This window comes from Desulfovibrio sp. (assembly GCF_019422935.1).
Taxonomy (GTDB): domain Bacteria; phylum Desulfobacterota; class Desulfovibrionia; order Desulfovibrionales; family Desulfovibrionaceae; genus Desulfovibrio.
In genome coordinates this window covers 146,955-171,882 of record NZ_JAHZCJ010000005.1, presented here as the reverse complement: position 1 = coordinate 171,882, position 24,928 = coordinate 146,955, and the positions used below count along the sequence as shown (strand labels likewise).

The 24,928-nt window shown below is 56.0% G+C and carries 24 protein-coding genes and 1 other RNA gene; 3 read left to right on the top strand and 22 right to left on the bottom strand.

The window, feature by feature from the left end:
- The first annotated feature begins 135 nt into the window (after positions 1 to 135).
- Both QZ383_RS08535 and ssrA read left to right on the top strand, forming a co-directional pair.
- Positions 136 to 672, top strand: coding sequence for a hypothetical protein (locus tag QZ383_RS08535; RefSeq protein WP_192111788.1), 537 nt, complete (start codon positions 136 to 138; stop codon positions 670 to 672).
- A 47-nt stretch (positions 673 to 719) separates the two neighbouring features.
- Positions 720 to 1,099, top strand: a transfer-messenger RNA (tmRNA) gene (gene ssrA, locus QZ383_RS08530).
- Positions 1,100 to 1,175: 76 nt separating this feature from the next.
- Here the strand turns inward: ssrA and QZ383_RS08525 are convergent.
- The 20 genes from QZ383_RS08525 to fabG all read right to left on the bottom strand — a co-directional run bounded on the left by QZ383_RS08525 (position 1,176) and on the right by fabG (position 22,135).
- Positions 1,176 to 5,492, bottom strand: coding sequence for a hypothetical protein (locus QZ383_RS08525; RefSeq protein ID WP_291444655.1), 4,317 nt, complete (start codon positions 5,490 to 5,492; stop codon positions 1,176 to 1,178).
- A gap of 47 nt (positions 5,493 to 5,539) precedes the next feature.
- The gene (locus QZ383_RS08520; RefSeq protein ID WP_291444653.1) at positions 5,540 to 6,751 is read right to left on the bottom strand and encodes an AMP-binding protein; all 1,212 of its coding nucleotides are present in this window, start codon (positions 6,749 to 6,751) and stop codon (positions 5,540 to 5,542) included.
- On the bottom strand, positions 6,751 to 7,626 hold the full coding sequence (locus QZ383_RS08515; protein ID WP_291444652.1) for a beta-ketoacyl synthase chain length factor: 876 nt from the start codon (positions 7,624 to 7,626) through the stop codon (positions 6,751 to 6,753). The genes QZ383_RS08520 and QZ383_RS08515 overlap by 1 nt, the downstream gene beginning before the upstream one ends.
- Complete coding sequence (locus tag QZ383_RS08510) at positions 7,623 to 8,840, bottom strand: beta-ketoacyl-[acyl-carrier-protein] synthase family protein (RefSeq protein ID WP_291444650.1); 1,218 nt, start codon at positions 8,838 to 8,840, stop codon at positions 7,623 to 7,625. Before QZ383_RS08510 ends, QZ383_RS08515 begins: the two co-directional genes overlap by 4 nt.
- A gap of 8 nt (positions 8,841 to 8,848) precedes the next feature.
- On the bottom strand, positions 8,849 to 9,118 hold the full coding sequence (locus QZ383_RS08505) for a phosphopantetheine-binding protein (RefSeq protein ID WP_209819415.1): 270 nt from the start codon (positions 9,116 to 9,118) through the stop codon (positions 8,849 to 8,851).
- Complete coding sequence (locus tag QZ383_RS08500; RefSeq protein WP_291444649.1) at positions 9,118 to 10,020, bottom strand: lysophospholipid acyltransferase family protein; 903 nt, start codon at positions 10,018 to 10,020, stop codon at positions 9,118 to 9,120. The genes QZ383_RS08505 and QZ383_RS08500 overlap by 1 nt, the downstream gene beginning before the upstream one ends.
- A complete protein-coding gene (locus tag QZ383_RS08495) occupies positions 10,010 to 11,197 on the bottom strand; it encodes a DUF2062 domain-containing protein (RefSeq protein WP_291444647.1) in 1,188 nt (395 codons plus the stop codon). Before QZ383_RS08495 ends, QZ383_RS08500 begins: the two co-directional genes overlap by 11 nt.
- Positions 11,185 to 11,667 carry an acyl-CoA thioesterase gene (locus QZ383_RS08490; protein ID WP_291444645.1) on the bottom strand — a complete coding sequence of 161 codons (483 nt, stop codon included), beginning with the start codon at positions 11,665 to 11,667 and terminating at the stop codon, positions 11,185 to 11,187. The genes QZ383_RS08495 and QZ383_RS08490 overlap by 13 nt, the downstream gene beginning before the upstream one ends.
- The gene (locus QZ383_RS08485; protein ID WP_291444644.1) at positions 11,664 to 12,029 is read right to left on the bottom strand and encodes a hypothetical protein; all 366 of its coding nucleotides are present in this window, start codon (positions 12,027 to 12,029) and stop codon (positions 11,664 to 11,666) included. The genes QZ383_RS08490 and QZ383_RS08485 overlap by 4 nt, the downstream gene beginning before the upstream one ends.
- Positions 12,026 to 12,571 (bottom strand): hypothetical protein, encoded by a 546-nt coding sequence (locus tag QZ383_RS08480; RefSeq protein ID WP_291444642.1) that lies wholly within the window; start codon positions 12,569 to 12,571, stop codon positions 12,026 to 12,028. Before QZ383_RS08480 ends, QZ383_RS08485 begins: the two co-directional genes overlap by 4 nt.
- Positions 12,568 to 14,751, bottom strand: coding sequence for a hypothetical protein (locus tag QZ383_RS08475; protein WP_291444640.1), 2,184 nt, complete (start codon positions 14,749 to 14,751; stop codon positions 12,568 to 12,570). Before QZ383_RS08475 ends, QZ383_RS08480 begins: the two co-directional genes overlap by 4 nt.
- Before the next feature lie 175 nt (positions 14,752 to 14,926).
- Positions 14,927 to 15,655 (bottom strand): outer membrane lipoprotein carrier protein LolA, encoded by a 729-nt coding sequence (locus tag QZ383_RS08470; protein ID WP_291444638.1) that lies wholly within the window; start codon positions 15,653 to 15,655, stop codon positions 14,927 to 14,929.
- Positions 15,655 to 16,092: a 3-hydroxyacyl-ACP dehydratase gene (locus QZ383_RS08465; protein ID WP_291444636.1), complete on the bottom strand. Its 438-nt coding sequence runs from the start codon at positions 16,090 to 16,092 to the stop codon at positions 15,655 to 15,657. The genes QZ383_RS08470 and QZ383_RS08465 overlap by 1 nt, the downstream gene beginning before the upstream one ends.
- Positions 16,082 to 16,498, bottom strand: a complete 417-nt coding sequence (locus QZ383_RS08460) for a hypothetical protein (RefSeq protein WP_291444634.1) — start codon at positions 16,496 to 16,498, stop codon at positions 16,082 to 16,084. Before QZ383_RS08460 ends, QZ383_RS08465 begins: the two co-directional genes overlap by 11 nt.
- A gap of 5 nt (positions 16,499 to 16,503) precedes the next feature.
- A complete protein-coding gene (locus tag QZ383_RS08455; RefSeq protein WP_291444748.1) occupies positions 16,504 to 17,133 on the bottom strand; it encodes a lysophospholipid acyltransferase family protein in 630 nt (209 codons plus the stop codon).
- 106 nt (positions 17,134 to 17,239) lie between these two features.
- Positions 17,240 to 17,509 carry a phosphopantetheine-binding protein gene (locus QZ383_RS08450; RefSeq protein ID WP_022658786.1) on the bottom strand — a complete coding sequence of 90 codons (270 nt, stop codon included), beginning with the start codon at positions 17,507 to 17,509 and terminating at the stop codon, positions 17,240 to 17,242.
- A complete protein-coding gene (locus QZ383_RS08445) occupies positions 17,506 to 18,747 on the bottom strand; it encodes a beta-ketoacyl-[acyl-carrier-protein] synthase family protein (protein WP_291444631.1) in 1,242 nt (413 codons plus the stop codon). Before QZ383_RS08445 ends, QZ383_RS08450 begins: the two co-directional genes overlap by 4 nt.
- On the bottom strand, positions 18,729 to 20,186 hold the full coding sequence (locus QZ383_RS08440; RefSeq protein ID WP_291444629.1) for an FAD-dependent oxidoreductase: 1,458 nt from the start codon (positions 20,184 to 20,186) through the stop codon (positions 18,729 to 18,731). Before QZ383_RS08440 ends, QZ383_RS08445 begins: the two co-directional genes overlap by 19 nt.
- A complete protein-coding gene (locus QZ383_RS08435) occupies positions 20,186 to 21,400 on the bottom strand; it encodes a beta-ketoacyl-[acyl-carrier-protein] synthase family protein (protein ID WP_291444628.1) in 1,215 nt (404 codons plus the stop codon). The genes QZ383_RS08440 and QZ383_RS08435 overlap by 1 nt, the downstream gene beginning before the upstream one ends.
- A gap of 6 nt (positions 21,401 to 21,406) precedes the next feature.
- Entirely contained in the window at positions 21,407 to 22,135 is a 729-nt protein-coding gene (gene fabG, locus QZ383_RS08430) for a 3-oxoacyl-ACP reductase FabG (protein WP_291444627.1), read from the bottom strand.
- A gap of 119 nt (positions 22,136 to 22,254) precedes the next feature.
- On the opposite strand from fabG, the gene QZ383_RS08425 reads away from it, so the two are divergent.
- Positions 22,255 to 22,422: a hypothetical protein gene (locus QZ383_RS08425; RefSeq protein ID WP_291444625.1), complete on the top strand. Its 168-nt coding sequence runs from the start codon at positions 22,255 to 22,257 to the stop codon at positions 22,420 to 22,422.
- A gap of 246 nt (positions 22,423 to 22,668) precedes the next feature.
- Here QZ383_RS08425 and QZ383_RS08420 read toward each other — a convergent pair whose 3' ends face one another.
- Positions 22,669 to 23,601 (bottom strand): hypothetical protein, encoded by a 933-nt coding sequence (locus QZ383_RS08420; RefSeq protein WP_291444623.1) that lies wholly within the window; start codon positions 23,599 to 23,601, stop codon positions 22,669 to 22,671.
- Positions 23,602 to 23,665: 64 nt separating this feature from the next.
- Positions 23,666 to 24,754, bottom strand: a complete 1,089-nt coding sequence (locus tag QZ383_RS08415; protein WP_291444620.1) for a hypothetical protein — start codon at positions 24,752 to 24,754, stop codon at positions 23,666 to 23,668.
- Positions 24,755 to 24,928 lie beyond the last annotated feature (174 nt).

Sequence of the window (24,928 nt, the reverse complement as noted above, 5' to 3'; positions counted from 1 at the left end):
CTTTCTGACAATTTTTTGACTTTTTCTAAACTTTTTGCCCCTTTTCAGGCCTGCAATGAGAACTGGCACTTATCTTGCTAATACCTTCCCCAGATAACGAAAAGGCAAATTTGACCATAGCCACAGGGGGAGCATGTGACTAACGAAAACAACAATTGCATAAGCGCCATGCTCCATATGCAAACTGGCGCTCCCGAAGCAGCCTCGCATGCACGGCACGGGCAGATTGCGGGGCAACCGCTTTCGGGCCTGGACGAAGCATCGGCCAGAACTTTGCGGTGTCTGGCAAAGGATGGCGAAGGGCTTGTTACGGCACTTGAAGCGCGGCTTGATTCGCTTCAGGAAGCCTTTATGGACATGCTGAACACCCAGCTTGAAGAACGCCACCTCCGGCCCGAAGACCGCCTGCATGTGTATGTTTCGCCAGAGGGAACCCTGGTGGTTGAAGGCAACGACAACGACGCCAACCTGTTGTGTGACATCATCACGCGCAAGCCGGATTTGCAAAAGAGCTTCAAGCAGATGGCCCAGGTGGCCATGCTCTCGCACGGTGTAGAACTGGCAACCCAGATCCATAACGATATTATCGATCAGGTTGAAGACGCCAATCCCCTGCTTGGGCACTACCATATGTGCCTTAAGGGCCCGCTCTCGCATTTCTACATTCGATAGAGCTTGCCAAAGTCGAACAAGCGACTTATTGTAATGCTTGACCAAATGGGGGCGCACTGGTTTCGACGGGGACGTGGAAGCCTTAGCGGCAGGTCGAGGCGCCGCTGGCCTCGTAAAAAGCGGCAACAAAAGTAATTGCCAACAACGATTACGACTACGCTTACGCTGCCTAAAAACAGCGAGGCAACGATCGCCTAGGCGGTCACGTCATTCTGGGCCATGTCTGATAACCCTGAATGGCGACACTTATCAGGCTGGCGGAAACTGGCTCTTACCGGGGTTTTCCGCGAGGAGTTTACCGGCGAGATTGCCGTGAGGCGCCCGGTCAGGGGCTACCACCACGGTGAAATTAATACCTGACATAAACCTGTAGATGCTTCGTGTGGACAGTTCTCGGACGGGGGTTCAACTCCCCCCGCCTCCACCAACCCCCACAAATTAAAGTGGCTTATACGATCTGAATAAGACGTATAAGCCACTTTTTTTGCTATTGAACGCTAACGTTAGAATTTGATTTTGGCTTTCTTCTCAGTTGACAGGCGAGGACGCAAATCTAGGAGATGAACATTAAGGAACACTTTACCGTCCAAGGCATTTTGCACACGCTCCGCTTCATTACGCAGAAGTTCAAAAAGATCCTCGACATTGATCCTTCGCTTTTCACTGGGGTGATCCCATTTACGATCTATGGAAATTGCCACAAGCAACGCACCAGCCCTACTCTTTTCAGCGGCCAGATATTTTTTTACAAGTTGGTTCTCAATCGTATCGCGCAGATCGTTAGCAGTACGTTCATCACCTAACTTAATCTCAATTACAGCCTCATAACCACCGACCACGGAACGCAAACGGATGTCTGTCTTTTTTTCATCTGCGGTTGCTGCTTCCTGATCGACGGTGTAAAGAGAATTGGCGGCGATCTCCAGCTCCCGCGCTATTGCGCGCCTCAGTATCCACTCTTTATCAATTCCTGCCCACAACTCACGAGGAGACGTGTCGCGCAGCAAAAGGTCATCCAGGTCAGACAACCTGTCTTTTAAGATACCAAACATTGCTTCATTACTGGCTGCAGGGGCTTCGCCACGTTTATCGAGAGCAATCGCTCGTGATTCATCATACACATCCGCATCCGAATCAATTTCTTGAGCCAAGTTTTCATCAGCCATTGCGATAAGTCTGTCTTTTAAATGCCTGCAAAGAGGATCTGCCGCCATTTCAAGCTGAACACTAAAGCCTTCGTCACCTTTTATGCTGAACAATGCGTTAGAAATAGTATAGCGCGCCGTCTGGGCATCATCGCGAGCATCTGGGGAAAAAACGCCTTCGCGGTGTGTATCATCTTCAACCCGAACATGTTGGTAGGCCAGACGAAGCAGCCGCAGCAATAGCTGTGGCGTTAATAGTTTGTCTCGCAAATTCACAGCACTATCACGATTCCCGAAAAACGCAGAAAAACATGACACTACTTCGGAGCGAGCAGAAGGCTCCACCGTGTTTGCAAACTGTTCAAATGCCACTACCCCACGTTCTGGGTCAATCTGCAACAATGTGGAGAGCCATGTATCGCGCAATTCCGATGAAAGAGAACACGCGAGACGTTCCTGAGCTGTTTGCGCAAATTTTGCCTTTGTCGCAACATCGCCGTATTTTATTATTGAGCGTGTGGCATGGCGAATTTTTTCTGCAATAACAATATCATTATTTTCGTTTTGAACAACGCCAGATTCCAACCATGTCAACAGGCGTGGAAGAAATAACTCCGCCACATTTTTTGGAATACCACCAAGCTTCTGGAGCAACCAAGAATAGTTGCCCACCTCAGACGTTTGCGCTAGTTCCCACGATATTTCCTTCCAAAGGATTTCCGCAGCAGAGGGATGAGCTTCTACAAGTGGGCCTATCCATTGTGGGAGTTCGTTCAGCTCAAGAAGAGCGTAACGTGTGGCTTTTTGGGCTTCTTCTCCTGTTAGGTTTTTTGCCCATTCGGAATCTTCTGCTTCAGCGCTGATTGCTGCCAAGCCCAGTTCCCAGCGTCTTAAATAAGAATTACGACTTTCATCTGGACGTTCACAAAGCAATGTCGGGCTATCGTTGCGCCATATGGTAGTTAAAACAGATTTAAGTCTATCCGCAGTGGCTCTATCAAAGTAATCTTCAATAGCGACCCGATTCCAGACAGACAAATTATCATCATTTGCCAGTCTGCGCATGAAGATCCACAAATTCCAAGCCGTGTTGAATGATTTCTCACTTGAAAATGTATCACCAGGTTGGTTGGCAACGTCCCTCCAAAACCTTATCCAACCTTCACGATTCTTAGCCTTCTCCCGCCTTGCTTGTTCTTCACGCTTAGCTTGTTTTATTTCAAAACTTAACTTCCGTTCTTTACTCTTTACTCGTGCAATAGCTCGGTTGCTAAGGATTTCAAGGAGCGAAGGATTATCTGCAACAAGCTGCGCAAGAGATTCAAGATTTTCTCCAACAAGCTGATGGCCTGGCGTGAGCAGCACAATCGCTTCGCAGAGCATGGCTCGTTCTGCAATACTACGGCTTTTATCTGCCAAATCAATTTGCAACCAAGGTAAATCTCTATCTTGAATAAGCGGCACCGGCCCATCACTACTTAATCTATACAGTCTTTCATCGGAGTTATCTTCTTTGTGAAGTGATTGAAAAAAGATATCTCCGGCCCAAAAAAGAGATCTATATTTTTGAGCGGGGAATTTAAGCAAATGTTCTCGCAAAGTGCGTACTGAAGTGTCAACGGATTGCTCCCCCCTATTTATACATAGTGCGAGAACGCAGGCATGGAGCCACTTATCATTTACTTCAAATTTAATGCCTTGAGAACATGTTGCTGCCAATGCTTCACAATATTGAGGCCAATCACTGGTAATGTTCGGCCACTCTTGTTGCCACCTAAGTCCCTCAGTCAATAGTTTTACAATGCTGTCCCTCAACTGTTCAAGTAGTGAATACTCAAACTTCGTATTTTCTAGAATCCACGGCAAATGTCTGCGAATATCCCATACGGCGTCTTCCTTCGGTTTTATCCATCGAATCGTTTGGCACAACTGCTCTGGGGACATAAACTGGGGGAAAAGAATAGCAGCAGCTCTACTCACAGCACGATTTGACCAAGAAATATTACCTTTTGCTATGCATGCAGAAAGCGCATTCAGTCTTTCATCGTTGAGCACGACAAGGGATTGGAGAGCCTTGATTTTTTCAGTGTCATCAGTATCAGGTGAATTTGTATTTTCCAGCAGGCTGTATGCAATATCTGCACAAAAAGTTATATTTCCAGCACCAATGAGGCCAATAAGTAACAGCCGAACTTCAGGATTCTCCACTCCTCCTTGCCATAGCTGACGAATTTCATCTGCCAGATCAGCTGAAGCAAAGCGCTCAACCAGAATGGACGGCACATCCATTCCTCGCCAACCACTGGAACAATATCTATTGGCAAAGGCTCGCAGAATCTCCTTTCGCTGAGCCAAGCTGAGTGCTTCCGGGTCGCCTTCATTTAAAAGAACTTCCGGCTCATGATCTCGCAGTAACTCAAATATACTAGGGATATTCAACGCAAGCCACGCTGCAACAGGGCGTTTGGAGGGTCGAACTATTACTTTGCTTTTTGTTTCAGCAAAAATAAGTCGTCTTAAAGCGTTCAGAGGCATTCTTTGCTCGCGAAGGTACGTAAGACGCTCGGCAGCAAGATATTCTATCACTGAACGATGGTGAAACCGCACCCGGCCATAAGAAGCAAAACCAAAAAGCGGTCGCTCAAGCAGCGTTTTCACTTCATTTGGCTGCCAATCAGACAAGATACGTAACGGATTCAGGGCTGCATCGCCCCCATTGATGTCTGAGGCAGCACTGTGCCGAATTGTAAAAAGGCGCATGACTTGCATTGCAAGTGCCAGCCTGCTAGCACCTTCCCACGCTTTATTTGACGACAATTCACAGGCTTCACGCCTATCAACGCGCGCCTCAAGTTTCACATAAATATTTGTTTTGACTTGATCACGATGTATTCGTATTCGCCTGTTTTCCCGCCAGTCAGCGCATAGTTCAATGAGGTCTTGCGGACGGCGCGCAAAAGATTGCGCTTTGCGGCGTTGCAAGTCTTCTAATAGATGCTCTGGGTTCTCCACACCCTGTTGTGAGGCAACCTCTTTAATTTGTTCATCGGAAAGGGGCAGTAAGGCCACTAAACGCCACCCTAGGGGGTCGTTTGCATCATCGGCGTTGTGCTGCTGCAAAGGCTCACGCGTCATGATCTCCGCAAACCGTTCTTCTTTAGAACCTTTCGGCTGTGCGGGAGGGATTGGCAGCAATTCTCGAATCAAATGTTCGTCAAAAAGAATTGGACGGGTTGTTATAACAATTTTTGCCCTATGGAGCTGATCTTTTATCTCTTTCTTGAAACGCTTAAGCGCCAGCTCAAACGAATACTGCGTAAGCTTAAGCTCATCAATTGAATCGAGAAAAAAAGTGGCTTCTTTATCTGGCGAAGCAAGCCAACCGTCAAGACGAGCTTCCTCCTCAGAATCAAATAAATCTCTAAGATTCGCTGATGCCAATGATGAGATTTCAACAAAAAAAGCAGGTTCACCAGCATTGCTCAGACGCTTGGATTGTTCTCGGCATTCATGAGTTTTACCCGCGCCCGCTTCAGAAACTATAAGTATGCGCTTTGACCGCAACAGATCATTCCAAGAAATTCCTCTAGACCAGCCAAGACTGACCAGAAATTCATGCTGGTCCGCATCTTCAATTTTCCCACCAGGAATATCTTGAAAAGTTCGTTCTATCATGGCTGGCTATCTGCTTATTATGATGACTGTGTTTTAGCTCGTTATTGTCACCAATCCATCGGCTTGCCAAGCGGGCCACGGGGGATATCCGGGCCAAAGGTATAAGCTCCAGGGCGTTGCACGTCGCTCAATTCACAACGGGCATGCAGTATCAGCTCCTTGTGCAGGGCTGACACGTCATAGCCATGCTGCGGCACCACAAAGGCTTTGAGTCTGTATCCCTCGTCCTGCCGCATCAGCCGCACTAGGCACTGTTTTACCCCTTCGTGGCGCTCGATGACCGAGGCCACATACTGGGGAAACACATTGATGCCGCCCACCTGCACGGCTTTGTCGATGCGCGCGCCCGGTCGCAGGTGTCGCTGGCCTGTCCAGGTTACATTATCCATCAGCGGGTAGTGCTGCACCACGCCATCCGGCAGGCAGCGCACCAGCGCGTTGCCGTGCTCCCCTTCTCCCCGCGCCACATGCGGCAGCAGTTCATAATCGGCTTCCGGCTCAAAGCGGCCGCAAACCACACCCATCTCTGACGAGCCAAAAAATTCCATTACACGAAAGCCCTGCCGCTCCAACGCATACATCACCTCGGGCGGCGTGGGCGAAGTGCCAGTCAGCAGGGTAATGCCCTGCCCCGCCTCCGAGTTGGAAGCCTGCCATCCGCGCATATCCACAAGGCGCGACAGCAACAGCGGTATGCTGATAACAAGGTCGCCGGGGCGCATCTGCGCCTCAACCATTGTTGGCAGGGGCGGCACGCTGCGGATGGGCACCCCTAGGCTCAGGGGCAGCAGCAAGCCAAACGTAAAGCCGTACATATGATGCATGGGGACGGTAATCAGCGCCGAGGTTCTGTCCGCCACAATGGGTGCCAGACTGGTCACTTCCTGCCGGATGTGGCTTTCCTTATGCGTGCAGGGCTTGGGCTTGCCTGTTGAGCCGGAAGTAAAAAACGTGAGCGAGCGGTCGCTGTTTTCCCACTGCTGCAAAACCTGTTGCGAAAAATCACCGCACTGCCCGCCAACCTCGGGCGCTGCTGCAGTAGTATGAAACATGGCATTACAACGCTGCGCCATATTTTCCAGCGCAGTGGCATCAAGCCCAAGCGATTCCCAGCGCATGGATGCAAACTCGTGCGGCGCGCGCGCCTCAAAGCTCAGCGGGTTGCGTTGGCTCAACTCTGCCTGCGCCACGGATTGCACTATCGCCGTAACAGCCCTGAAATCAAGAATTGCAATCCGCTCAAGCGGCCAGGATTCCATCACGCACCCCGCACTTCGATTAATGCCTGTCTGCCGCTTGCAGCAGCAGCGCAGACGCAGTTAACAGCTTCGGCCCTGGCCGTCTGCGGCATGTTCAGGGCCAGCATAACATCTAGTGCCTGCGCCAGCGGCCCATGACCATACAGATGTTCATGATTTACCCAGCCCGGCCCGGATGCGGCACCCGAAGCAAAGACAGGGCCGTCCGCCTCCGGCTCTTGCCCCCACCGCACTCGCAGCGAGGGCGCACCGGCAGCTTGCCTGCCCAAACACAGAGCAACGGCCCCTTCCGTCTGGGGGTGCTTGCTGCTTAAATATTCTGGGCAGCAGCGGGAAAAACGGCTGTCGGTTTCGTCCACCGCGCACAGCAGCACCCTCTCGGCCCGGCCCGCGCCCAGCAGAGCTGCCGCCGTGCTCATGGCACCGGCGAAAGAAAGCTCAAACTGCGAGATGGTAAAGCACGGCCCCTCAATGCCAAGCAGCAGGCTGAGCAGGCCCGCGCCCATATTGTTGACGGCATGCGAAAAGGCCGTTGGCGAAGAAAGATGCGGCCCGTTATCCAGAATGGAATCCATGAAATCCATACTCATTTGCGAGCTGCTGTAGGCCGTGCCAAAAACAAGAGCTGTACGGTGCAGGACTTCTTTTTGCCGCCAGCCCGCCGCATCCAGAGCCTGCACGCATGCCAGAAGCGCCATACGCGCATACCGGGGAATGCGGCGCAGCGACACACCCGGCAACAATGCCGCGAGTGAAGAAATATCGGGGGCAGATATGGCAGGCGTTTGCCCTTGCTGTATGGCTGCAAGGGCATCCTTGCCGCCGATGCTGTGCACAAGCCCGGTTCCCGCCACAGAAAGCGCTGCACTGCTCATGGCTTCACCCTCCCCAGAACCAGAGCGGCATTGCCGCCGCCAAACCCCAGAGAGGTTGAAAGCGCAAATGGAGAAGATGCCGCAAGGGCGCTCTGCGTGGGCGCAAAACCTATTTCAGGGTCAATATTGAAAAACTCCGGCGAGGCAGGAACCGTGCCGTTGCGCAGGGCCGCGAGCGTCAGCACGGCTTCCAGCGCGCCAGCGGCCCCGAGGGTGTGCCCTGTGCCGCCCTTGCTGGCCCATATGGGCACCCCCGGCAGCAGGGTGCGCAAAAGCCGTCCTTCAACCTTGTCGTTCTCGCGCGTAGACGTGCCATGCGCGTTCACAAAGGCCATATCTGCCGCTGTAAGGCCTGCCTGTTCCAAGGCCGAGCCTATGGCGAATGCCAGCCCCCGCCCTTCAGGATGCGGCGCGGTAAAATGGTGCGCGTCAGAGGCATTGCCGTAGCCCAGCACATGCCCGAGCACTGCGGCATTGCGCGCGCGGGCATGCTCGGCGCTTTCCAGAACAAGCGCGGCTGCGCCTTCGCCAAGATTCAGGCCTTTGCGGTCGCGATCAAAGGGGCGGCATGGCTGGTCGGAATATATCATCAACCGCGCAAAGCCCGTATGCGGCACGAGGCTCAGGGCATCGGCACCGCCGCAGAGCACGCACTGGCACTGGCCTGTGGTGATGAGATCCATCGCCAGACCAATGGCGTCCGCACCCGATGTGCAGGCGTCGGTAACGGTCAGGCGCGGCCCGTGGGCCTCAACGTCCATCTCCAGCGCAAGATTGGCGCTAAAGTAGTCGTCACGGTCAGCCCCCTGTGCGCAGGAGCATACAGATGATGCTGATTCCGCAACCTGCTCTGGCGTGGTTCCACGGCTGGCGGCGTAAGACTCCAGAAAATGCGATGCGCTCCCGGCGGTTGTGCCAAGCACAATGCCCGCCTCAAGCAACAGATGCTGGGGCAGCGCTGACTCGGCCAGCGCGCTATGGCACACGGCCCTTGCGAGCGTGAGGGTATCCTGCGCGGAATGCTTGCGCCCGCCGGGAAAATGCTTTTCAGCAAGCCCGAAAAACGGATATGGCAAGGCCCGGCTGTCCAGCACACTAGACGCAACTAGCCCGCCCTGCCCGTTTTGCAGACCATCCAGAACCGCAGACGGGCTGTCACCCGCCGCGCACAGGCAGGCCATGCCTGTTACAACAACGCCTGAACCGTGCAGCATTGCTTTTCTCACGCCTGCGCTTTACGGGCGCAGATAAAGTCTGCGAGGCCGCTCACTGAGGTAAAGGCCTTGCGGGCTTCCTCCGCATCAGCAATGGCTACGCCAAAATGCTTTTCAACCACGACCACAAGCTCCACCGCGTCCAGCGAATCCAGCATCAGGCCGGAATCTCCAAATAGCGGGGCCGAGGAATCAATGTCTTCCACGGTAACGTCTTCGAGGCGCAGGCCATCAATAATCGCCACTTTCAGGGCGGATTCCATTTCATTTTTTGTCATCATTGCGACCACATATCGTAAAAATTAAAGAACTGGTACGGGTGCCGTTCCACAACAGTCTCCAGAGCTGCGGCAAACTGCTGCGCATACGGCTGAAAAACAGAAACATCGCGGCGCGGCAAACCAGCAGGCACCGCCAGCCGCTCAGCCATAAAAACTCTGGTGACGCCTTTTTCACGCACCGTGAAAAGCATGAGCAGTTCCGCCCCCGTGATGGAGGCAAGCGCGTAGGCGCTGGCAGGGATGCGGATGCTCCCCCCCATAAACATGACCTCAACGCCCTGCCCGGCCTGACGTGTGCCGTGCAGCCTGTCGCCCATAAGACAGACAACTTCACCACGCCGCAGCGCTGCGGCGGCTTCTACCATTGAACCCACAGGGTCCGCCGAATCAATAATCTTGAACGGCCTGCCCTTACCATGCTGGAAGTAGTGTTTGCCCTGATCCTCGGGATTGTGCAACTGCACCACATTCACCGGGCGGTCAAACTGCTCCAGCCCCGCGATGCCCACCTGCCATGCGCCAATATGGGCCGTCAGCACAATGCAGCCATACGGGTTGGCCCCTGCCTCGGCAAATCGCTGCCGCACCTGCTGGTCTGTTTCGCAAAAAGGAAACCGACCGGTCACTCCGGCAATCATCCTGTCCAGCAATACCTGCCCAAAATTCAGATACAGGCGGTAGGCATGCACAAACCTGCTCAAGGCTCCGGCACGGGGAAAGCGGCGGTTAATATAGGCCGCACAGCGCTGGCGCACATGGGGCAGCATGGCATAATACAAGACAACAAAGGCCAATACCACTCGCGCTGCAAAGACCATCCGGCAGCGCACGAGAACCTCAAAAAAACCGTATTGCAGCCGGGAGCCAAGTACGGCGGTTATGGGGCGTTTAGTCTGCAAGGTTGCTCCCTTTGCCGCCCCCTTGCGGCATGGATACCATGCCGCGCGCCGCAAGATAGGCCAGCGCACCCACTACGGCCCCTGCAAGCAGCCCCAGCACAGGGGCAAGAACAAGCGCGCCCGCAAACCAGTCGAGTATGCGCTTGGGAGCTTCATAACCGAGGGTCTGCACAGAAAATTCAGTAAGCCAACTGCCGTTGCGCAGTCTGTAGCCAAGCAAAACCCCAAGGCCGGGCACAAATGGGGGCCACGTGAGCGGGATCATGGCCAGCGCGCAGAGTCTGTTCAACCGCAGCCAGCCAATGCACAGCAAAAGCAGAATGCTCTGCAAGCCCGGCAAAGGCAGTGTGGAAACAGCTATGGCAACAGCAGCGGAACGCCCCAATTGCCACGGCGTGGCCCTGTCTGCAAGCAGGCGGCGCAGGGAATCCATGGGGTGCAGCAAGGATATGCGGCCCTGCTCGTCCACGCTGTGCTGCCGAAAGGGCACAGGCACCAGGGCGCGAATGGTCAGCCGCGTGTTCAGCAGAGAAATGCGCACATTGTCCTTGAGCGCCTTGAAGTGAGAAACGCGCTCTTCCCTCGGCGGATAATACACCCGAATGTCAATTTCGCGCACGTCAAATCCGGCCCAAGCTGCGCGCACCAGCACTTCAATCTCAAAGGCGTAGCCCGGCTCCGTGAATTTCAGGCAGTCCAGCACGCGCAAGGGATAAGCGCGGAAGCCGCTCTGCATGTCGCGCACCCGTTCCCCTGTCTGCACACGCATCCAGAATGCGGAAAACGCCCTGCCAAAACGGGACGAGCCCGGCACGTGCGGTACGTTGAAATCACGGCAACCCACAATAATTGCGCCAGGGTGCTGCGCAATGGCCTGCAAAAAAAGGGGGATATCCTCCGGGTAGTGCTGCCCGTCGGCATCCAGCGTAATCATGTACGTTGCGCCAAGCCGTGCGGCCTCTACCGCGCCAGCCAGCAGGGCCGCGCCCTTGCCGCCGTTGCGGGGCAGACGCACAAGCGTGATGGGCAGGCCTTCCAGACCATCAGCACTGCCGTCTGTGGAGCCGTCGTCCACCACAATGATCATGCTGCACTGGTTCAGGGCCCGCTGCACCACATCGCGCAGGCCTTCACGGTGGTTGTACACCGGAATGACCACGGCGATTACTGGCGGCATACGACCTTGCCCTGACGCCACTGGGCGCAAAATTCGCGGTAAAAGGCTGGCGGCTCCATGAGCAGGTTGCCGTTCAGATCAAGCATGAGCTGGGTTGTGCTGGCTGTGGTGGTCACAAGGCCTGCCGCGTCTTCAATACGGTATTCAAAATCCAGCACTGCGGCCTCATTCCAGAACAGTTCGGCGTGGATGGTGTATGTCTGGCTGTAGAGCAGCGGATGGTGAAAATCCAGATGAAAAAGCTTGAGCGGCACCACAACACCACTATCACGAAAATCGAGATAGCTGATACCATAGGCACGGCCCATGGCCTCCCGGCCATCCTCAAGCCAGCTGGCATAGCGGCCGTGCCACATAAAGCGCACGGCATCCACCTCTTCAAAGCGCACCGTGCGCTGGACGCTGACGCAAAGAGAAGGCACCTCCGGCGCGTTACGGCGGCGAGGGCGTGAAGCGCGGTGCAGGCTCATGGGGCTGCCACCTCCACCTGTATGCGGGCTGCCAGCGTTTCACCGCTGTGCAAGGTGCATTCCCAGCGCCCTTCACGCCGTCCCTTGCTCAGGGTCAGCAAAATATCCACATCCGGCCCAAGCGGCGCAAGAAATTTTGCCTGCGGCACACAGGCCAGATCAGCGGATTGCCCCATTGCTTCAAGTGCGACCTGAGCCATGAGCACCTGAACCACAGCGGGCAACACAGGATGCCCCGGAAAATGCCCGGCAAACACCGCACTGTCTGCCGCAAAACAAAAGCTTTGCCGCCACGTGCCCTGCTCGGGCGAATGTTCCAACGGGCTGGCCGCATGCAAGACGGCACGACGCATCACGCTCATAAATGCGAAATCTCCACAAAATACATATCCATGGTCATTCCGTCCTGCTCGCTGTACACGCCATTCAAACCGTCCGTTGTCGGGCTGAACCGAGCCTTCCAGCCTTTGCCCTCAAGGTTCGGCTGCACAGCATCCTGACCGAGAGCAGGCAATATTCTGTATACGGCCACACCAGCGCGAACAAGCAGGTTGGCGGCCTCCCTGCCCATGCCTTCCGCCGGGGTGCATTGCATTTCTACAGGCTGCGGGGCTGCGGCAACTTTGGGTTCAGTGGCTGGCGCTACATTCGCGCTGTAGGTGCAGACGCCCAGAGTTCTTCCGTGCGGAAGAATAAGGGCCAGGCTTCCGCCCGCTTCAGTCATTTGTACTTCGCCCTGTACTGGGGCGTTCTGACCGGCAATGGTCAGCCGCGCGCCGAACTGCGCAATCAGAGAACCTTTCTGCTGGTCTGCCTGAAGCGGCGGCAACTGCATTGTGCGCTGTGCGCCGCAAGCAGCAAGAAGCCCCAACAGCAGCAAGCCCACATAACATATGGCCTTCATGCCTGTTTTCCTTGCACCCGGCAGAGTCTGGGCAAAAACCACAAGGCCACAGGAACCTCCACAATCAAACCCCAGAAAATAACTTCACCCATAGCTTTAAGGGCTGGGTGTTGCGCAAGGGCCAACAGCCCCATGCCCGTGAACGTGGTGAGAGAAGACACAACAACCGCCCGCTCCACGCCCATCTTCACCCCGCTGACAAGGTCGTGCGTAACTACAATGCCGTGGTCTGCCGCAAGGCCCAGCACCAGCGGCATTGCCGCCATGCCCGCCAATGTTAGCGGGTGGCTGGTAATGGACATCCACGCAAGTATACATGCAACGGAACACAACGGTGGCAAAGATGCAAGCAAGGTTCGCCGCGCATCGCGAAAGTATAAAAACAGGAGCGCCAGACAGGCCATCCAGGCCAGAGGCACAAGCCGTTTTTCCATAGCAAGCTGCTGCAACAGCGTAGTTTCAAGTTCGCCGGGGGCCAGCGCCATTGTCTGCGCGGCGAGGGCAGGCTCCAGACGGCTCACATCCGCCTTTTTGCCGGTAAAGAGCAAAAGCTTTGCCGTATGGTCATCAACTTGCGGCGCATGCAAAAAGACATCTACCACTTCACCCAGGCCTGCGGCGCGCAGCACTGACGGATCAAATTGCGCCACCGGGCGTTCAAGCAACTGCGTAAAGGGGGCAAAGGCTTCCGCGGTGAATCCGTAACGCTGTGCGGCAGAGGCCAAAAGAGCCTGAACACGCGGCCCTTCCGCCTTTGCAAAGGCCTCCCAACGCTGCACGTTGGCCTGCGCCTGGTCTGGCGAAGGCCACACATCGGTAAGGGTGCCGATCTTGTTTTCCGGCTCCTGAACGCGCAGGGCCTGCGCTACGGCGCGGCCATTGACAAGAGCTGCGTCCGTTGTCGGGCCTTCAACCACAAGAATATTGCTGTCGCGCGATCCCCAGATGTCCTTGAGCTTCTCGCCATCCTGCTGCAACTGCGCCATATCCGCCCCCATGGTGCGGGGCGAGACATCCACGCGCACAATGGAAAACAAGGCGTAGCACAGCAGCAACAATCCAAAAACACTCGCAAAGACACGCAGAGGCACTGGCTGACGCGGCGCTGTATTTTCCTTACGCACAGGCAGGGGCGGCGCATTGAACCAGGGACATACGGGGAGCACAACAACGGCCAGCGCAAAGCCAGCGCTCAAGGTCAGCAGGGCAAACAGGGCCAGCTGGCGTACCGCCGGGATGCCCGAAAGCAGCAATACAGCAAATCCGGAAGCATTGACCAGATACCCCTGAAACAGCGGCGGCGTAATATGCTCCAGCACATTCTCTGTTGATTCGCCGCTGCGCAGGGCAAAATGCATATGCACGGCGTAGTCTTCCGCCACGCCAAGTACGGACGCGCCAAAACCCAGGGCCAGCCCGGAGAGCGCTGGCGAGAGCAGGGTCATGCCGCCCAGGGCGAAGCTGGCGGCAAACGCAGGCACCAGCATAAGCCACAGCGCGCCGCGCGAGCGCACGAGCAGGGCGTACACCAGCACAAATCCCAACATGGAAAAAAAGACGATATTGGTCACGTCGCGCTGGATAACCTGCGCATTGACAGCGCTGTGCCTGTGACCGCCCACCACAAGGCCCTGCATGTCCGGCGCGAGGTGTTTCTGCATGGCGACATGGATTGCGTCCATCAACCGAGCGGCGGCGCTGACATCGTGCAGGGAATGGGCTGGCCGCAGCACCAGCAACAGGTGTTTGCCGTCCGCGCTCACAGGATAACCCAGCACAGGGTCCGGTATGGCCCCGGCATGCTCTGCTGGCAGGCGTGAAAGAACATACTTGCGCAAACCCAGTGGATCGGCCCGCAGCCAGTCCTGCGCAGGGCCTGCGGCAAGGAGGCTGTTCAGATTGTCATGAGCCGAGCGCACAGCGGCATCAATCTGCGGGGCATCAGCTGCCTGTTGCAATTGGGCCAACGTGGCATCATCCATAAAATACGGCAGCAGAGCCATGAGCGCCTGGGCATCGGGCATGCCCACGGCCCCCACCCTTTCAGCCATATCCGGCGGCAGATCGCCCACGATGGCATCGGCAGCGCTTGCAAGCGCATACTTTCCGCCCTGGCGCTCTGTGGTAAGATCAATAAACAGCAGGCCAGAAGCCGGGGAAACATCCAGGGCTTTGGCCATGCGGCGCACCTGCGGCGCATCGTCGGGAAAAAAGGCCAAGCTGCTGGAATCTGGCTGTATTCGGGCAGCCAGCAAGGCAAAAACCGCCCAACAAACAAGAACCAGGCTGAATCCCAGAATCTTGTGTGAGCGTATCCAGCAATGAAGCCTGACAATAAAAGGCTTGCCCATAGGCCTACTGACCACCGCTCCCCGCTGCCTCAAGCACGGCGCATGGCGCTGGCAAGGCCTCATTGACCCGAGTTTGTTTAAAAGTAATGCGTACCGTGTCGCCGTTACGTTCTGCAAAGGTCAACTGGCGTATACTCTTGAGGTCTTCGGCAAAGGTTACTTCAAGCTTTGCAAAAAAAGATTGTCGGAGGGGGTACAGCAGGAGCATGGGTTTGTCGGCCTGCGGGCGCTCAAGCCTGTAGGTGGCGCGCAGAGCCGCAGGGTCAATGCTGATCCAGTCCAGAATATTCCGGATTATAGCTGTAATAACCGTGGATTCCCGCTCATTGGCAGGGCGCGTTGCTTCCGGCGAGCCTTCCCACAGAGCGCCCTTTCCATTCTTGTAGATAAAGCCGGATGCAAGAGGACGGGTGTACGCCCAAAGCAGGCTGTCGGCGGTTTCAAATCCGTTGTCGTCCTTGCTGGCTGCACGCCCATGGGCATCACCTTCATGGCTGCCCCGGCGCAGGCAAAAATAACCTTGTGAAGTCATGGGACGGGCCAGTACGGCCATGGATTTCTCCTGCACAAAATCAGCGCTCAGGTTGGCAATGCCAGCGCTTTGCTTTGCGGCAGCATCCAGCAGAGCCTCGGCGCTTGCAAGCGGCTGCTCCTGCGCAACCGCAAAAGTGGGCAGCACGGTAAAAGCCATAATAAACCCAGCCAAGAGCAACAGCCCCGCAGATGAACGCATCAGGCCGTTTCCTCCGGCATAAATATCTTGAACTGCCCGGTGGCCAACAGTTGCCCCTCGGCATGCACCTCGCCGTCAACCACCGCAATTTCGCCAAGTCTGGCAGAGACGCGCACCAAGACGTCCAGGCGCTGCCCCACATGCGCATCGGCATGCACGGTCACATCGCGCAGGGCCGCAAGGTAGCCCCAACCCGCGCAACTACCACCATCTGCAAGCAGACTGGCCCCGGCCCCGGCGGCAAAACACTGGGCCATGATTTCCGCATAGGCCACGCGCTCGAGCTTGCCGTCTGGCCGCAGAAAGGGATTATCCTCGCGCACTGCCGCCGTTGCCCGGGCTTCTTCCGAGCTAAAGCTTTCAAGCCCGCTCAGAAGAAGCATGGGGGCACGGTGCGGCACAAAGGCCGTAACAGGCTGCTGCGAATCAGTATTCACTGCTCGTCACATTCCGGCGGATGTTCTGGTCAAGAATACCCACCCACTTGTTGTAATTGGGGTGGATGGAAGCGCTGCCGTCGCTCTTGGCCTTGTATTCCATATTGGTGCTGGCCTTGTAGTTGATGCTGTAATGTGTGGCCGTATAGGGGATGGACACAACAACAGTGTGCTTGTTGCGCACCATGATTGTGGCTTCAATAGTGTTGGGGGCCGGTTCAGAAACACGCCAGCCGGAATCAGCGCAAGACTTGACGATGGCATCGTGCATCTTTTTTTCAGAAATATTCTTGCTGGCTTCGGCAGAGGGGAAGTCATAGGCAAAGGTGCCCACAGGCTGGCCAAAACGGCAGCCAATGGCCGCAAGAGTCATCACCAGCACCGTAAGCAAAAGATATTTTTTCATTACAGTTACTCTCCTGTCGCACACGTTAGATGTTTTACATAAAGGTTTCTGACATGCCGCATCATGGCGCGATGCGGTAAAAGTTCTCCGGCAAAGGCCTGCGGCCAAACTGGATCAAGAAACTCCATGTGGATTGTAGCAGGATGAAAGCCCTTGGCGCCAGGAGGAAACACCTGGAAGCTGTTGTGAATAAGCAAGGGGAGCACAGGGCGACCGGCCTTGACAGCAACGTGGAAAGCACCAGCCCTGAACTTGCCCAGAGCACCAGTGCGGGTACGGCTGCCCTCGGGGAAAATCACTAGAGTAACCCCATCACGCAGACGTTCAAGGCACAAGGCCTCGACCTGCTCTGCGGGCAGACTCTCCGCATCAATATATTCCGCGCTGCGCATGGTTGGTGCAAAGAAAAAAAGCAACCGGAAGGGCCAGCTTTTGGTTATCAGGCACACATTGGCCTGATCCTGCGCCGCAAGCAGGTAAATATCCAAAAAAGACTGATGGTTGCACACAACAACCGACCCCGGATACTCCACTGCCATATGTGCGTTGCGAATACGCACCGGCAGCCAGGGCCGCAAAAAAAACAGCGTAGAGCGGCCATAAAGCCAGATGTACCACCGGTTGACCACGCACATGGTACCGGGAAAAATCGTGTGCAACGCGGCAATGCACAGTGTTAAAGGCAAAATAATAATTGTCCAGCAAACAAAGATTGCACTTATGGCAATGTTTGACACAATATTACTGTTCCGCCTTGACGGTTCCTTCATCGCGCAAGGCCTCGATGAATGCATAAATGTCCCCTAGTGTCTGAATTTTTACCAGGGACTCTTTGTTTTGCAATTTGAAGTTGAAGGCCTTTTCCAGCACGATGACCATATCCACGATATCAAGGCTATCAAGCCCGAGGTCTTCCTTGATATGCGCTGTAGGAACAAGCTGATCCGGGGACAATTCAAATTCTTCACTCAAGGCCGCGTCAATCGTCTCTCTAATTTTATTATCGTTCATTCTTTCCCAACATTGATTGAATTTTCACTCAACCTATCAAATATGATAGTGCAATTGCAACCGCCAAGCGCAAAACTGTTTTTTACTACCAATCCGCTTGGTTTATGCAGCTGCCCATACATATGATTCAAATTTCCGCATCTGGCATCAGGATTACGCAATCCGCGAGTTGGAAAATAGGTGGAGGACTGCAACATTTCTATACACAAAATGCTTTCCAGCGCACCGCTGGCCGCCATGGTATGCCCGAGATGTCCTTTAAAGCTGCTGACAGGTGTTGCAGAGCCAAAAACGGCTTCAATGGCCTGCCCTTCTGCGATATCACCGAATTCTGTAGCGGTGGCATGGGCGTTAACATAGGCAACATCCAGCGGTTGCACGTCTGCATCTTCCAACGTTCTGCGCATGCAGTCGGCAATGGCAGCAGCATCGGGCTGAGCGATGCTGCCGGGCGATGAAGATATGGCCGCACCGCGTATTTCCGCCAGTATGGGCGCATTGCGGGCCTGAGCGCTTTCCAGACTCTCCAGCAGCAGGATGCCCGCACCTTCGCCGCAAACAATGCCTGTGCGTTCCGCATCAAAGGGACGCGAGGCGCAATCCGGGTCTTCTGTATGGGATGCTGCGCCAAGGCGGTCGAATGTTGCGGAGGTTAAAAGGTGGAATTCATCCGCGCCGCCGCAGAGCATCATTTCTTCCCGTCCTGCCGCGATGGCCTCGTATCCGAGGCACAGGCCCATGAGGCCAGAGGCACAGGCGGCAGCAGGCGCAAGCGTGCGGCCTGCGCATCCGCAGGCCAGGGCCACATTGGCGGCAACCGTATGGCTCATGACCTTGAAAAAAACGGTACTGCGCATGCTCTCCACACTGTGCTCGCGCAGAAACATTTCAAAAAATTCGTGCAGCATGGTGGGGCTGCCAACAGTTGAACCAACTGCTACGCCCATGCGCTGCTCTGGCCGATTACCCAGCCCGGCATTGGCCAGAGCCTCCCAGGCAGCGAGGCAGGCAAAAATGGACATGGGGGACATGGAACGCCGCAATTCCCGTGGAATGCGCTTTTCCTGCAATGGAGGCACCAGCCCGGCCACACGGCACGACAAGCCTTCAAGCTTGTAGGCTGGCAAAGGGGACAGCGCGCAACGGTTATCACGCACACCTTCGTACATGGCGGCCACGCCCTCGCCGAATGGCGAAACCGCGCCCATGCCCGTTACGACTACTCGCTTTCCGCGCATTCCCTGAACTCCTTGAGAACGTTATCGTGACCGAAGGAAAATCCCACGGCCAGGGCAGCGCTGATCATGCCGCCCAGCACACCGGGCAGCAGGATGTTCTGCCCGGCCAGAAACAGCCCCGGCAGGCGTGTGACAGGCAGCATGGGCATAGCGCCAAGGTGGTGCTGCACACCATAAAGGCTGCCAGTAGCGCCGTGAACCCAGCGCCTCATGGTCAGCGGGCTTGCCGCATCCAGGATGCGCCAGCGCCCTGCAAGCTCCGGCAGACGCTGTTCAATGTAGGCCTGCAATCGGGCAGTGGACTCACGCTTCCACGCCACATAGCTTTGGGGGCGCGGATGCGGATCGCCGTTGGGCAAATCCTTGTCATCCATGAGCGCCACGGCCATCACAGCCTTTCTGCCATCTGGCTGCGGCCTGTCGCAAAAGAGGTATACACTGGGGTGCGCGCTTTCCACACCCTGGAACAGTTCTTCCGCAGAAGGCTCCGGCAGCAGATAGATGCTTTCGTTTTCATTCAGACAGTCGCGTGTTTCTGCAAACAGCAGCATGGCGGAACGCGTTTCCGGCAGCTCATTTATGCGGTGCAGGTAGGCCGGACGCATGAGGCCCTTGGGGATCAGCCCCTCAAGCTGCGAGGGATGCCCGGTAAAGAAACAGCGCTCGCAGGCAAGGCGGGAATCGTCACCTAACACCACGCCGCGCACTCCCGCGCTCTTGTCCGCATCGATACCTGTAACAGCGGCGTTGCAACGCACAGTGACCCCATGCTCGCCGAGACCCGCAAGAAGCGCCTCAACCAGAGCCAGCCCACCGCCCTGCCACGAACCGCTGGACTGAAAATACGGCCCTGCCACAAGGGAATATTCTTCAAGCGAGGATTCTTCGGGCCGCACGCCATACAAAAGGCACCGGGTACCGAGCATGGCCCGCAAGTGAGGAGGAAAGCCCGCAGATGCAGCATACTGCGCCACGCTGCCCGCGCTGTGGAGCGCAAAAGACGGCTCTGCCCGCACAGCGGGATTCAGGTAGGGGGAGTGGCCCAGCTCCGCATCCATATGGTGCAGAAAAGCCTCCATGACTGGCTCTGCGCCGGGGAATTGCCGTTCAACTGCTTCTGTTACCGCTCCATGCCCTGCCGGGAGCTGAAAGACCTTGCCATCGGCAAAGTGGAAGACCTCCGTGCGGCTGGTCGTGATCTGCCGCAAATGCTTTTCTACGCCCAGCGCCCGCAGCCAACGGCGCAAAACACCCCCGGCATGCAGACCACCGCCGCAGTGAAAGCCAGTATCAAAATACAGGCCCTCGCGCCAGAAACCACGCAGCAATGGGGCAACATGCGCGCCCGCTTCCACCACGGCAACATCGTGCCCCTGACGCGCCAGCAGCAAGGCGGCAGTCAGGCCGGTAATGCCGCTGCCTGCGACCACGCAGCGCATCAGCAGAGCCTCAAGGCGATACTGGCGTTGCTGCCGCCAAAGCCTGCCGCATTATTCAGCACGACTCGCGGGGGTTGCTCCAACCTGCGGACAAGCACAGGAATGCCAGCGGTATCATCGTCCGGCTCTTCATAATTTATGGTAGCAGCTGTAAAGCCCGCCTGCGCCATAATGACGGCATAGGCCGTCTGCGCCGCGCCAGACATCCACAGTTCATGCCCGGTGAGGCTCTTCAGCGCCATGACATTTGGGCAGTTGGCGCCGAAAACGGCCCGGAGATTGGCTGCCTCCGCCGCATCGCCCTGAGGGGTGGATGTGGCATGCGCGTTGACAATATCCACATCAGCAACGCTCAGCCCGCCTTCCGCCAGAGCCATACGCATGGCACGCGCAAGCCCTGTGCGGCTGGGAACGGAAAGGGTTTCGCCGTCCGCGCTGCAACCAAAGCCGAGTACTTCTGCCAGAATGCAGGCGTTGCGGCTGCGGGCAGTATCATAATCTTCCAGCAGCAGGGCCGCAGCGCCGCCGCTTGGCACCAGCCCATCCCTGCCCTTATCAAAGGGGCGGGAGGCCGCCTCCGCAGGCGTACGCGCAGAAAAGGCCCCCAGACCGTCAAAGGAGCAGACAGACGGCCAGTTCACTTCTTGCGCAGCGCCGCAGACCACGCGGTCAAGCCGCCCTAGGCGAATCTGGTCTGCCGCCTGACCAATGGCATATGCCCCGCTGGCGCAAGCGGCGCTTATTGTCCAGCTTGGGCCGGTATTGCCAAGCAGCACGTTGAGATTCATGGTGATGGTGGAATTCATGCAGCGAAAAACATGGCCGCTGCCCATGCCGGAAGTGCAGCCCGCCTCCAGCAGCGCCGCCTGCTGGTCAACTACTGACTGCACTGTGGAATCATTGCCAAAAACAAGGCCGCACCTGTCTGACCGCAGGTCTTCAGGTGCCAGCCCGGCCTGATCCAGGGCATCCAGCGTTGCCGCATGCGCCTGAATGGCAAAATCCGGCATGCTTTTGCGCTGCTTTCTGTTAAGATGGCGCGCGCAATCAAAACCGTCTATGCGCCCTGTAAGCGGGCTGTGAAACCCGTGCTCCAGCCGCTGCGGGTCGGCAACTATGCCCGAAATTCCATTATACAGCGCGTTGGCGATCTGCTCGCGGCTGACGCCCAGAACGGATACAAGCCCAACGCCAGTTATGACAACTCGCCGCATCAGGCCTCACATGTACAGTCCGCCGTTAACAGACAGCACCTGCCCGGTAACGTAGGACGATAAGTTGGAACACAAAAACCGCACGCAGCCCGCCACTTCTTCCGGCAAACCCGGTCTGCCAAGGGGCACGCCTTTCATATATTCATCCACAGGCAGCCCGGCCGTCATTTCGGTGCTGATAAAACCAGGGGCCACGGCATTAACGAGCACATTGCGCCGCCCAAGCTCGCGGGCAAGGGCGCGTGTTGCGCCGATAAGACCAGCCTTGGCTGCGGAGTAGTTCACCTGCCCGGCCATGCCTGCCTGCCCGGATGTGGAAACGATATTTACAACACGCCCGGTGCGCGCCCGCTGCATACGTGGCACAACCTTGCGCGAAACATGAAAAAACCCGTTGAGATGCACGCCGATGACAGAATCCCACTGCTCTTCGGACATAAGGCCAAAGACGGTATCGCGGGCAAAGCCCGCGTTGTTGATCAAGGCAAAGGGCGTTTCCTCCGCCAGCAGTGGATCAAGGGCGGCTTCCACCGCATCTTTGTCCGCCACGTCAAAGGGCAGCAAAACACATTGACGGCCCAGAGCCTCAATGGCATCGCGCACGGCTTCTGCGGCATCGTGGTCGTTGCGGTAGTTCAGCCAGATATCAAAACCATCGGCGGCCAAGCCAAGGGCAATGGCCTTGCCAATTCCCTTGCTAGCGCCCGTTACCAGAGCTATGGGCGAAGTTTGCATTTGCTCCCCTGCTTGCATGTTTGCATGCCTTTATTTATTAAAAAGGCACCAGATTGGACAGCCGCACAATATACAAGAGACTCTTTTAGGACAACTCTCAATTTAGGATGGAATTTATCATGCGGATTCTTGCAACAGCCTTGATTGCGCTTTTTTTCTTTTCCAGCGGATGCAGTTGGGTTGGCAGGACTGCTGGCAAAGCCTCTGCAAAAATTGAAAGAAAGGTTGATGCTGTTCAGCAGGGCTATAATGACGGCTACAAGGATGAACAGAAAAAAGCAGACTAGTTTGCTATGCTTATTTTGCGGTGTCGCGCTGCTTGTTGAAGAAAATAATTCAGCAAACGTGATGTTATGCATGGCTGGCAACACTGGCAAAGCCCACATTGTGCGAGGCAGCAGAAAATAAATTTAGCCCTGAGTTAAGCGCAGTTTGGGGCACCCTGCCATCTTAAAAAATTCAGCGTGGCTTATACGTCCTTATCAAACATATAAGCCACGCTTTCACTCATCCCCTTAAACTTCAATATTGCCCTACTTCTCTGCTGGCACTCTTGTAAGGCTTATCTCCGCCAGTGCGGCATCCAGATCAAGGTTCATGGCAAACCGCAGCCCTTCACTGCCAAGCACAACACGCACGGGCTTATCCGTATTTTCCGTACCGCTCACAAATATGGTTTCAAAGGCCTCCCACATGCCGTCACTGGTTTGGGGGCAGTCCACGGCTTTCCCCTTGGGGGCGAGGGCCGCGCCCTGCGCGCCAAATACGCTTGTCTGGCCTCCGGCTTCCAGAACCAGCGGCAGCCAACCGTTCTTTTTCAGTTCTTCAAATATGGCATCAATGGTTGTATTGGCAAAAGGCGCAGACAGGGCAATAGTTTCCAGTTCACCGCCTTTGCCATCAAATTGCAGGCCCTTGCCCGCGAGGCTCCACGACTGATCGGCAAAGCACACCACATAAGCGCCGGGTTCTTTAAGCCCTTCATAGCCAGGCAGAGCGAATTCCTTCCAGCGGGCCACGTCCAATCCCTTGCGCATCAGCTGCACCAGCATGAACATGGGCACACCCGCCGGGGCCACATAAGCCTCACCATCTGGCATGGTAATGAGGATGGAGGGATACTTGCGGGTTTCGTTCCGGCCTGCGGCATCCATTGTGAACTCGATTCCCTTGGCTGAACCGGGTTCCGGCTCGTGATAATACTGCCAGCCCATGCCGTTTTGCATGGTCACGCCAATGCGCGTGCAGTCATGCTCAGGAAACTTGGCCGGACTTACCGTCTTGGATGACTTTTTTGCCAAGCCCTCAACAACAGGCTTTTTATCCCCATTGTTGCCCACGCAAAAAACGGCCTTGATGTCAGAACTCATGCTGTTTTTCAGCACTATCCCGGCCGCAAACCCCGTTGACGGCAAAAAAACCAGCAGGGCCGCAACGCTGGCAACCCATTGTTTCAGCAAGTACATGCGTGACTCCTTGTGGTGCGGTTTGACGGAATCCGATGGAAGATCGCGCCCAATGCCCTGCTTATCAATGCAAGGCTTCGCGCAGTTCCGCCAGATTGGCATCATCTTCGGGGTAGTACAGTTCAACAACCGTGTTGGTGTCATTGGTCAGCACTGTGCCGATGCCGCCTTCGCGGGTATAAAAATCAACGGTGCCCTCGCCGGTGGTGATGTTGATGCCCCTCAGCTTGCGGGCAAGATCAATGAGATCCGTGCCCCACTGCCCGTTTTCCACCTTTTTGAGCGGATACAGGCCAACAGCGTACCACACTTTTTCGTCCGGCTTGTCGTAGATTGTCCACTGGCCCGTGTGCGTTGTACGCCAACCTTCGGGGATGGTTTTTTCCTGCGGCGCAAGCGCGGGGGCCGCAGGGTCTGCCAGAGCTGCGAAATCAGGCCTGTCGCCAGTAGGGTCTGCGGGTTCCACGGGCTTGGCATCGTCCGGACGGTCGCCAGTCACAAGCCACTTGGTATTTTCCGGGCCTTGCGCAACTGCCAGTAGTTTGTTCAACGGCGCTGCATTCTTGGCCTTTGGAGAAATTTTCAGACCTTTTACAGTCGGCCCCACACCTCGGCAGGCATGCCCAACAGAGACTTCCATATACTTGTCGTCCGCAAGGCCAACCCAGTAGCGCGCAATCTTGTCGGCAAAAACAACACCCTTGCCTTCGCCCAGAGTGCGCAGATCGTTGCCGCCGGTTATGCTGGCGGAAGCTTTTGCAAGCAGCTCCAGGTCGCCGTTAAAGCAATCCTTTTCAAGCATCGTCACGTAGCAGTCTTCTTTGGGAGAGCTGAGCAGTACCTGATTCCCCTCCTCCTGTGTTTTCCAGCCTGCGGGCAGCTCGACCACCCAATCCCCCACAGAACGGGGAGCCGCAAGAGCAGAAAGCCCAGGCCACAGCAGCAGGCAGAGCAACACAAGCGCAGGTTTCGCGGCAGCCCCCAACCATGAAAAAAGAATCGCGCTCTGCGGCATTCCCCAGCCGACACAAGCAGAGCCATCATGCGCGCACACGTTGGAAACCCTCAAAAAGCCCATGTCGCAATCCCCCGGAATTTTATTGGTGATTTCGGCCTGATTTTCCCTCTCCACTTCCTTACCTTCGTAACGCACCTGTGCATAAATGTCTTTGGATGTTTTGGCCTGAGGGCGACAAAAGGAGGCAGCACAAGAGGGTGGGCTGGGGCTTATCCAGAAGCCCGCTCCTTGTGGCTGACGGCTCAGAGGCATTGACCGAATAGCGCACATATGCCAGTTTTTATAGCAACATTAACTGGCCTTTTACCG

Coding starts and splice junctions, on each gene's coding strand:
- QZ383_RS08455 (WP_291444748.1), bottom strand. CDS start 17,133: ATGTGCGTGGTCAACCGGTGGTACATCTGGCTTTATGGCCGCTCTACG.
- QZ383_RS08425 (WP_291444625.1), top strand. CDS start 22,255: ATGCGGATTCTTGCAACAGCCTTGATTGCGCTTTTTTTCTTTTCCAGC.
- QZ383_RS08450 (WP_022658786.1), bottom strand. CDS start 17,509: ATGAACGATAATAAAATTAGAGAGACGATTGACGCGGCCTTGAGTGAA.
- QZ383_RS08475 (WP_291444640.1), bottom strand. CDS start 14,751: ATGGCCAAAGCCCTGGATGTTTCCCCGGCTTCTGGCCTGCTGTTTATT.
- QZ383_RS08420 (WP_291444623.1), bottom strand. CDS start 23,601: ATGTACTTGCTGAAACAATGGGTTGCCAGCGTTGCGGCCCTGCTGGTT.
- QZ383_RS08445 (WP_291444631.1), bottom strand. CDS start 18,747: ATGCGCGGAAAGCGAGTAGTCGTAACGGGCATGGGCGCGGTTTCGCCA.
- QZ383_RS08495 (WP_291444647.1), bottom strand. CDS start 11,197: ATGCCGCCAGTAATCGCCGTGGTCATTCCGGTGTACAACCACCGTGAA.
- fabG (WP_291444627.1), bottom strand. CDS start 22,135: ATGCAAACTTCGCCCATAGCTCTGGTAACGGGCGCTAGCAAGGGAATT.
- QZ383_RS08485 (WP_291444644.1), bottom strand. CDS start 12,029: ATGAGCGTGATGCGTCGTGCCGTCTTGCATGCGGCCAGCCCGTTGGAA.
- QZ383_RS08470 (WP_291444638.1), bottom strand. CDS start 15,655: ATGCGTTCATCTGCGGGGCTGTTGCTCTTGGCTGGGTTTATTATGGCT.
- QZ383_RS08505 (WP_209819415.1), bottom strand. CDS start 9,118: ATGACAAAAAATGAAATGGAATCCGCCCTGAAAGTGGCGATTATTGAT.
- QZ383_RS08520 (WP_291444653.1), bottom strand. CDS start 6,751: ATGGAATCCTGGCCGCTTGAGCGGATTGCAATTCTTGATTTCAGGGCT.
- QZ383_RS08440 (WP_291444629.1), bottom strand. CDS start 20,186: ATGCGCTGCGTGGTCGCAGGCAGCGGCATTACCGGCCTGACTGCCGCC.
- QZ383_RS08510 (WP_291444650.1), bottom strand. CDS start 8,840: ATGCTGCACGGTTCAGGCGTTGTTGTAACAGGCATGGCCTGCCTGTGC.
- QZ383_RS08460 (WP_291444634.1), bottom strand. CDS start 16,498: ATGAAAAAATATCTTTTGCTTACGGTGCTGGTGATGACTCTTGCGGCC.
- QZ383_RS08480 (WP_291444642.1), bottom strand. CDS start 12,571: ATGAAGGCCATATGTTATGTGGGCTTGCTGCTGTTGGGGCTTCTTGCT.
- QZ383_RS08525 (WP_291444655.1), bottom strand. CDS start 5,492: ATGATAGAACGAACTTTTCAAGATATTCCTGGTGGGAAAATTGAAGAT.
- QZ383_RS08515 (WP_291444652.1), bottom strand. CDS start 7,626: ATGAGCAGTGCAGCGCTTTCTGTGGCGGGAACCGGGCTTGTGCACAGC.
- QZ383_RS08435 (WP_291444628.1), bottom strand. CDS start 21,400: ATGCGGCGAGTTGTCATAACTGGCGTTGGGCTTGTATCCGTTCTGGGC.
- QZ383_RS08490 (WP_291444645.1), bottom strand. CDS start 11,667: ATGAGCCTGCACCGCGCTTCACGCCCTCGCCGCCGTAACGCGCCGGAG.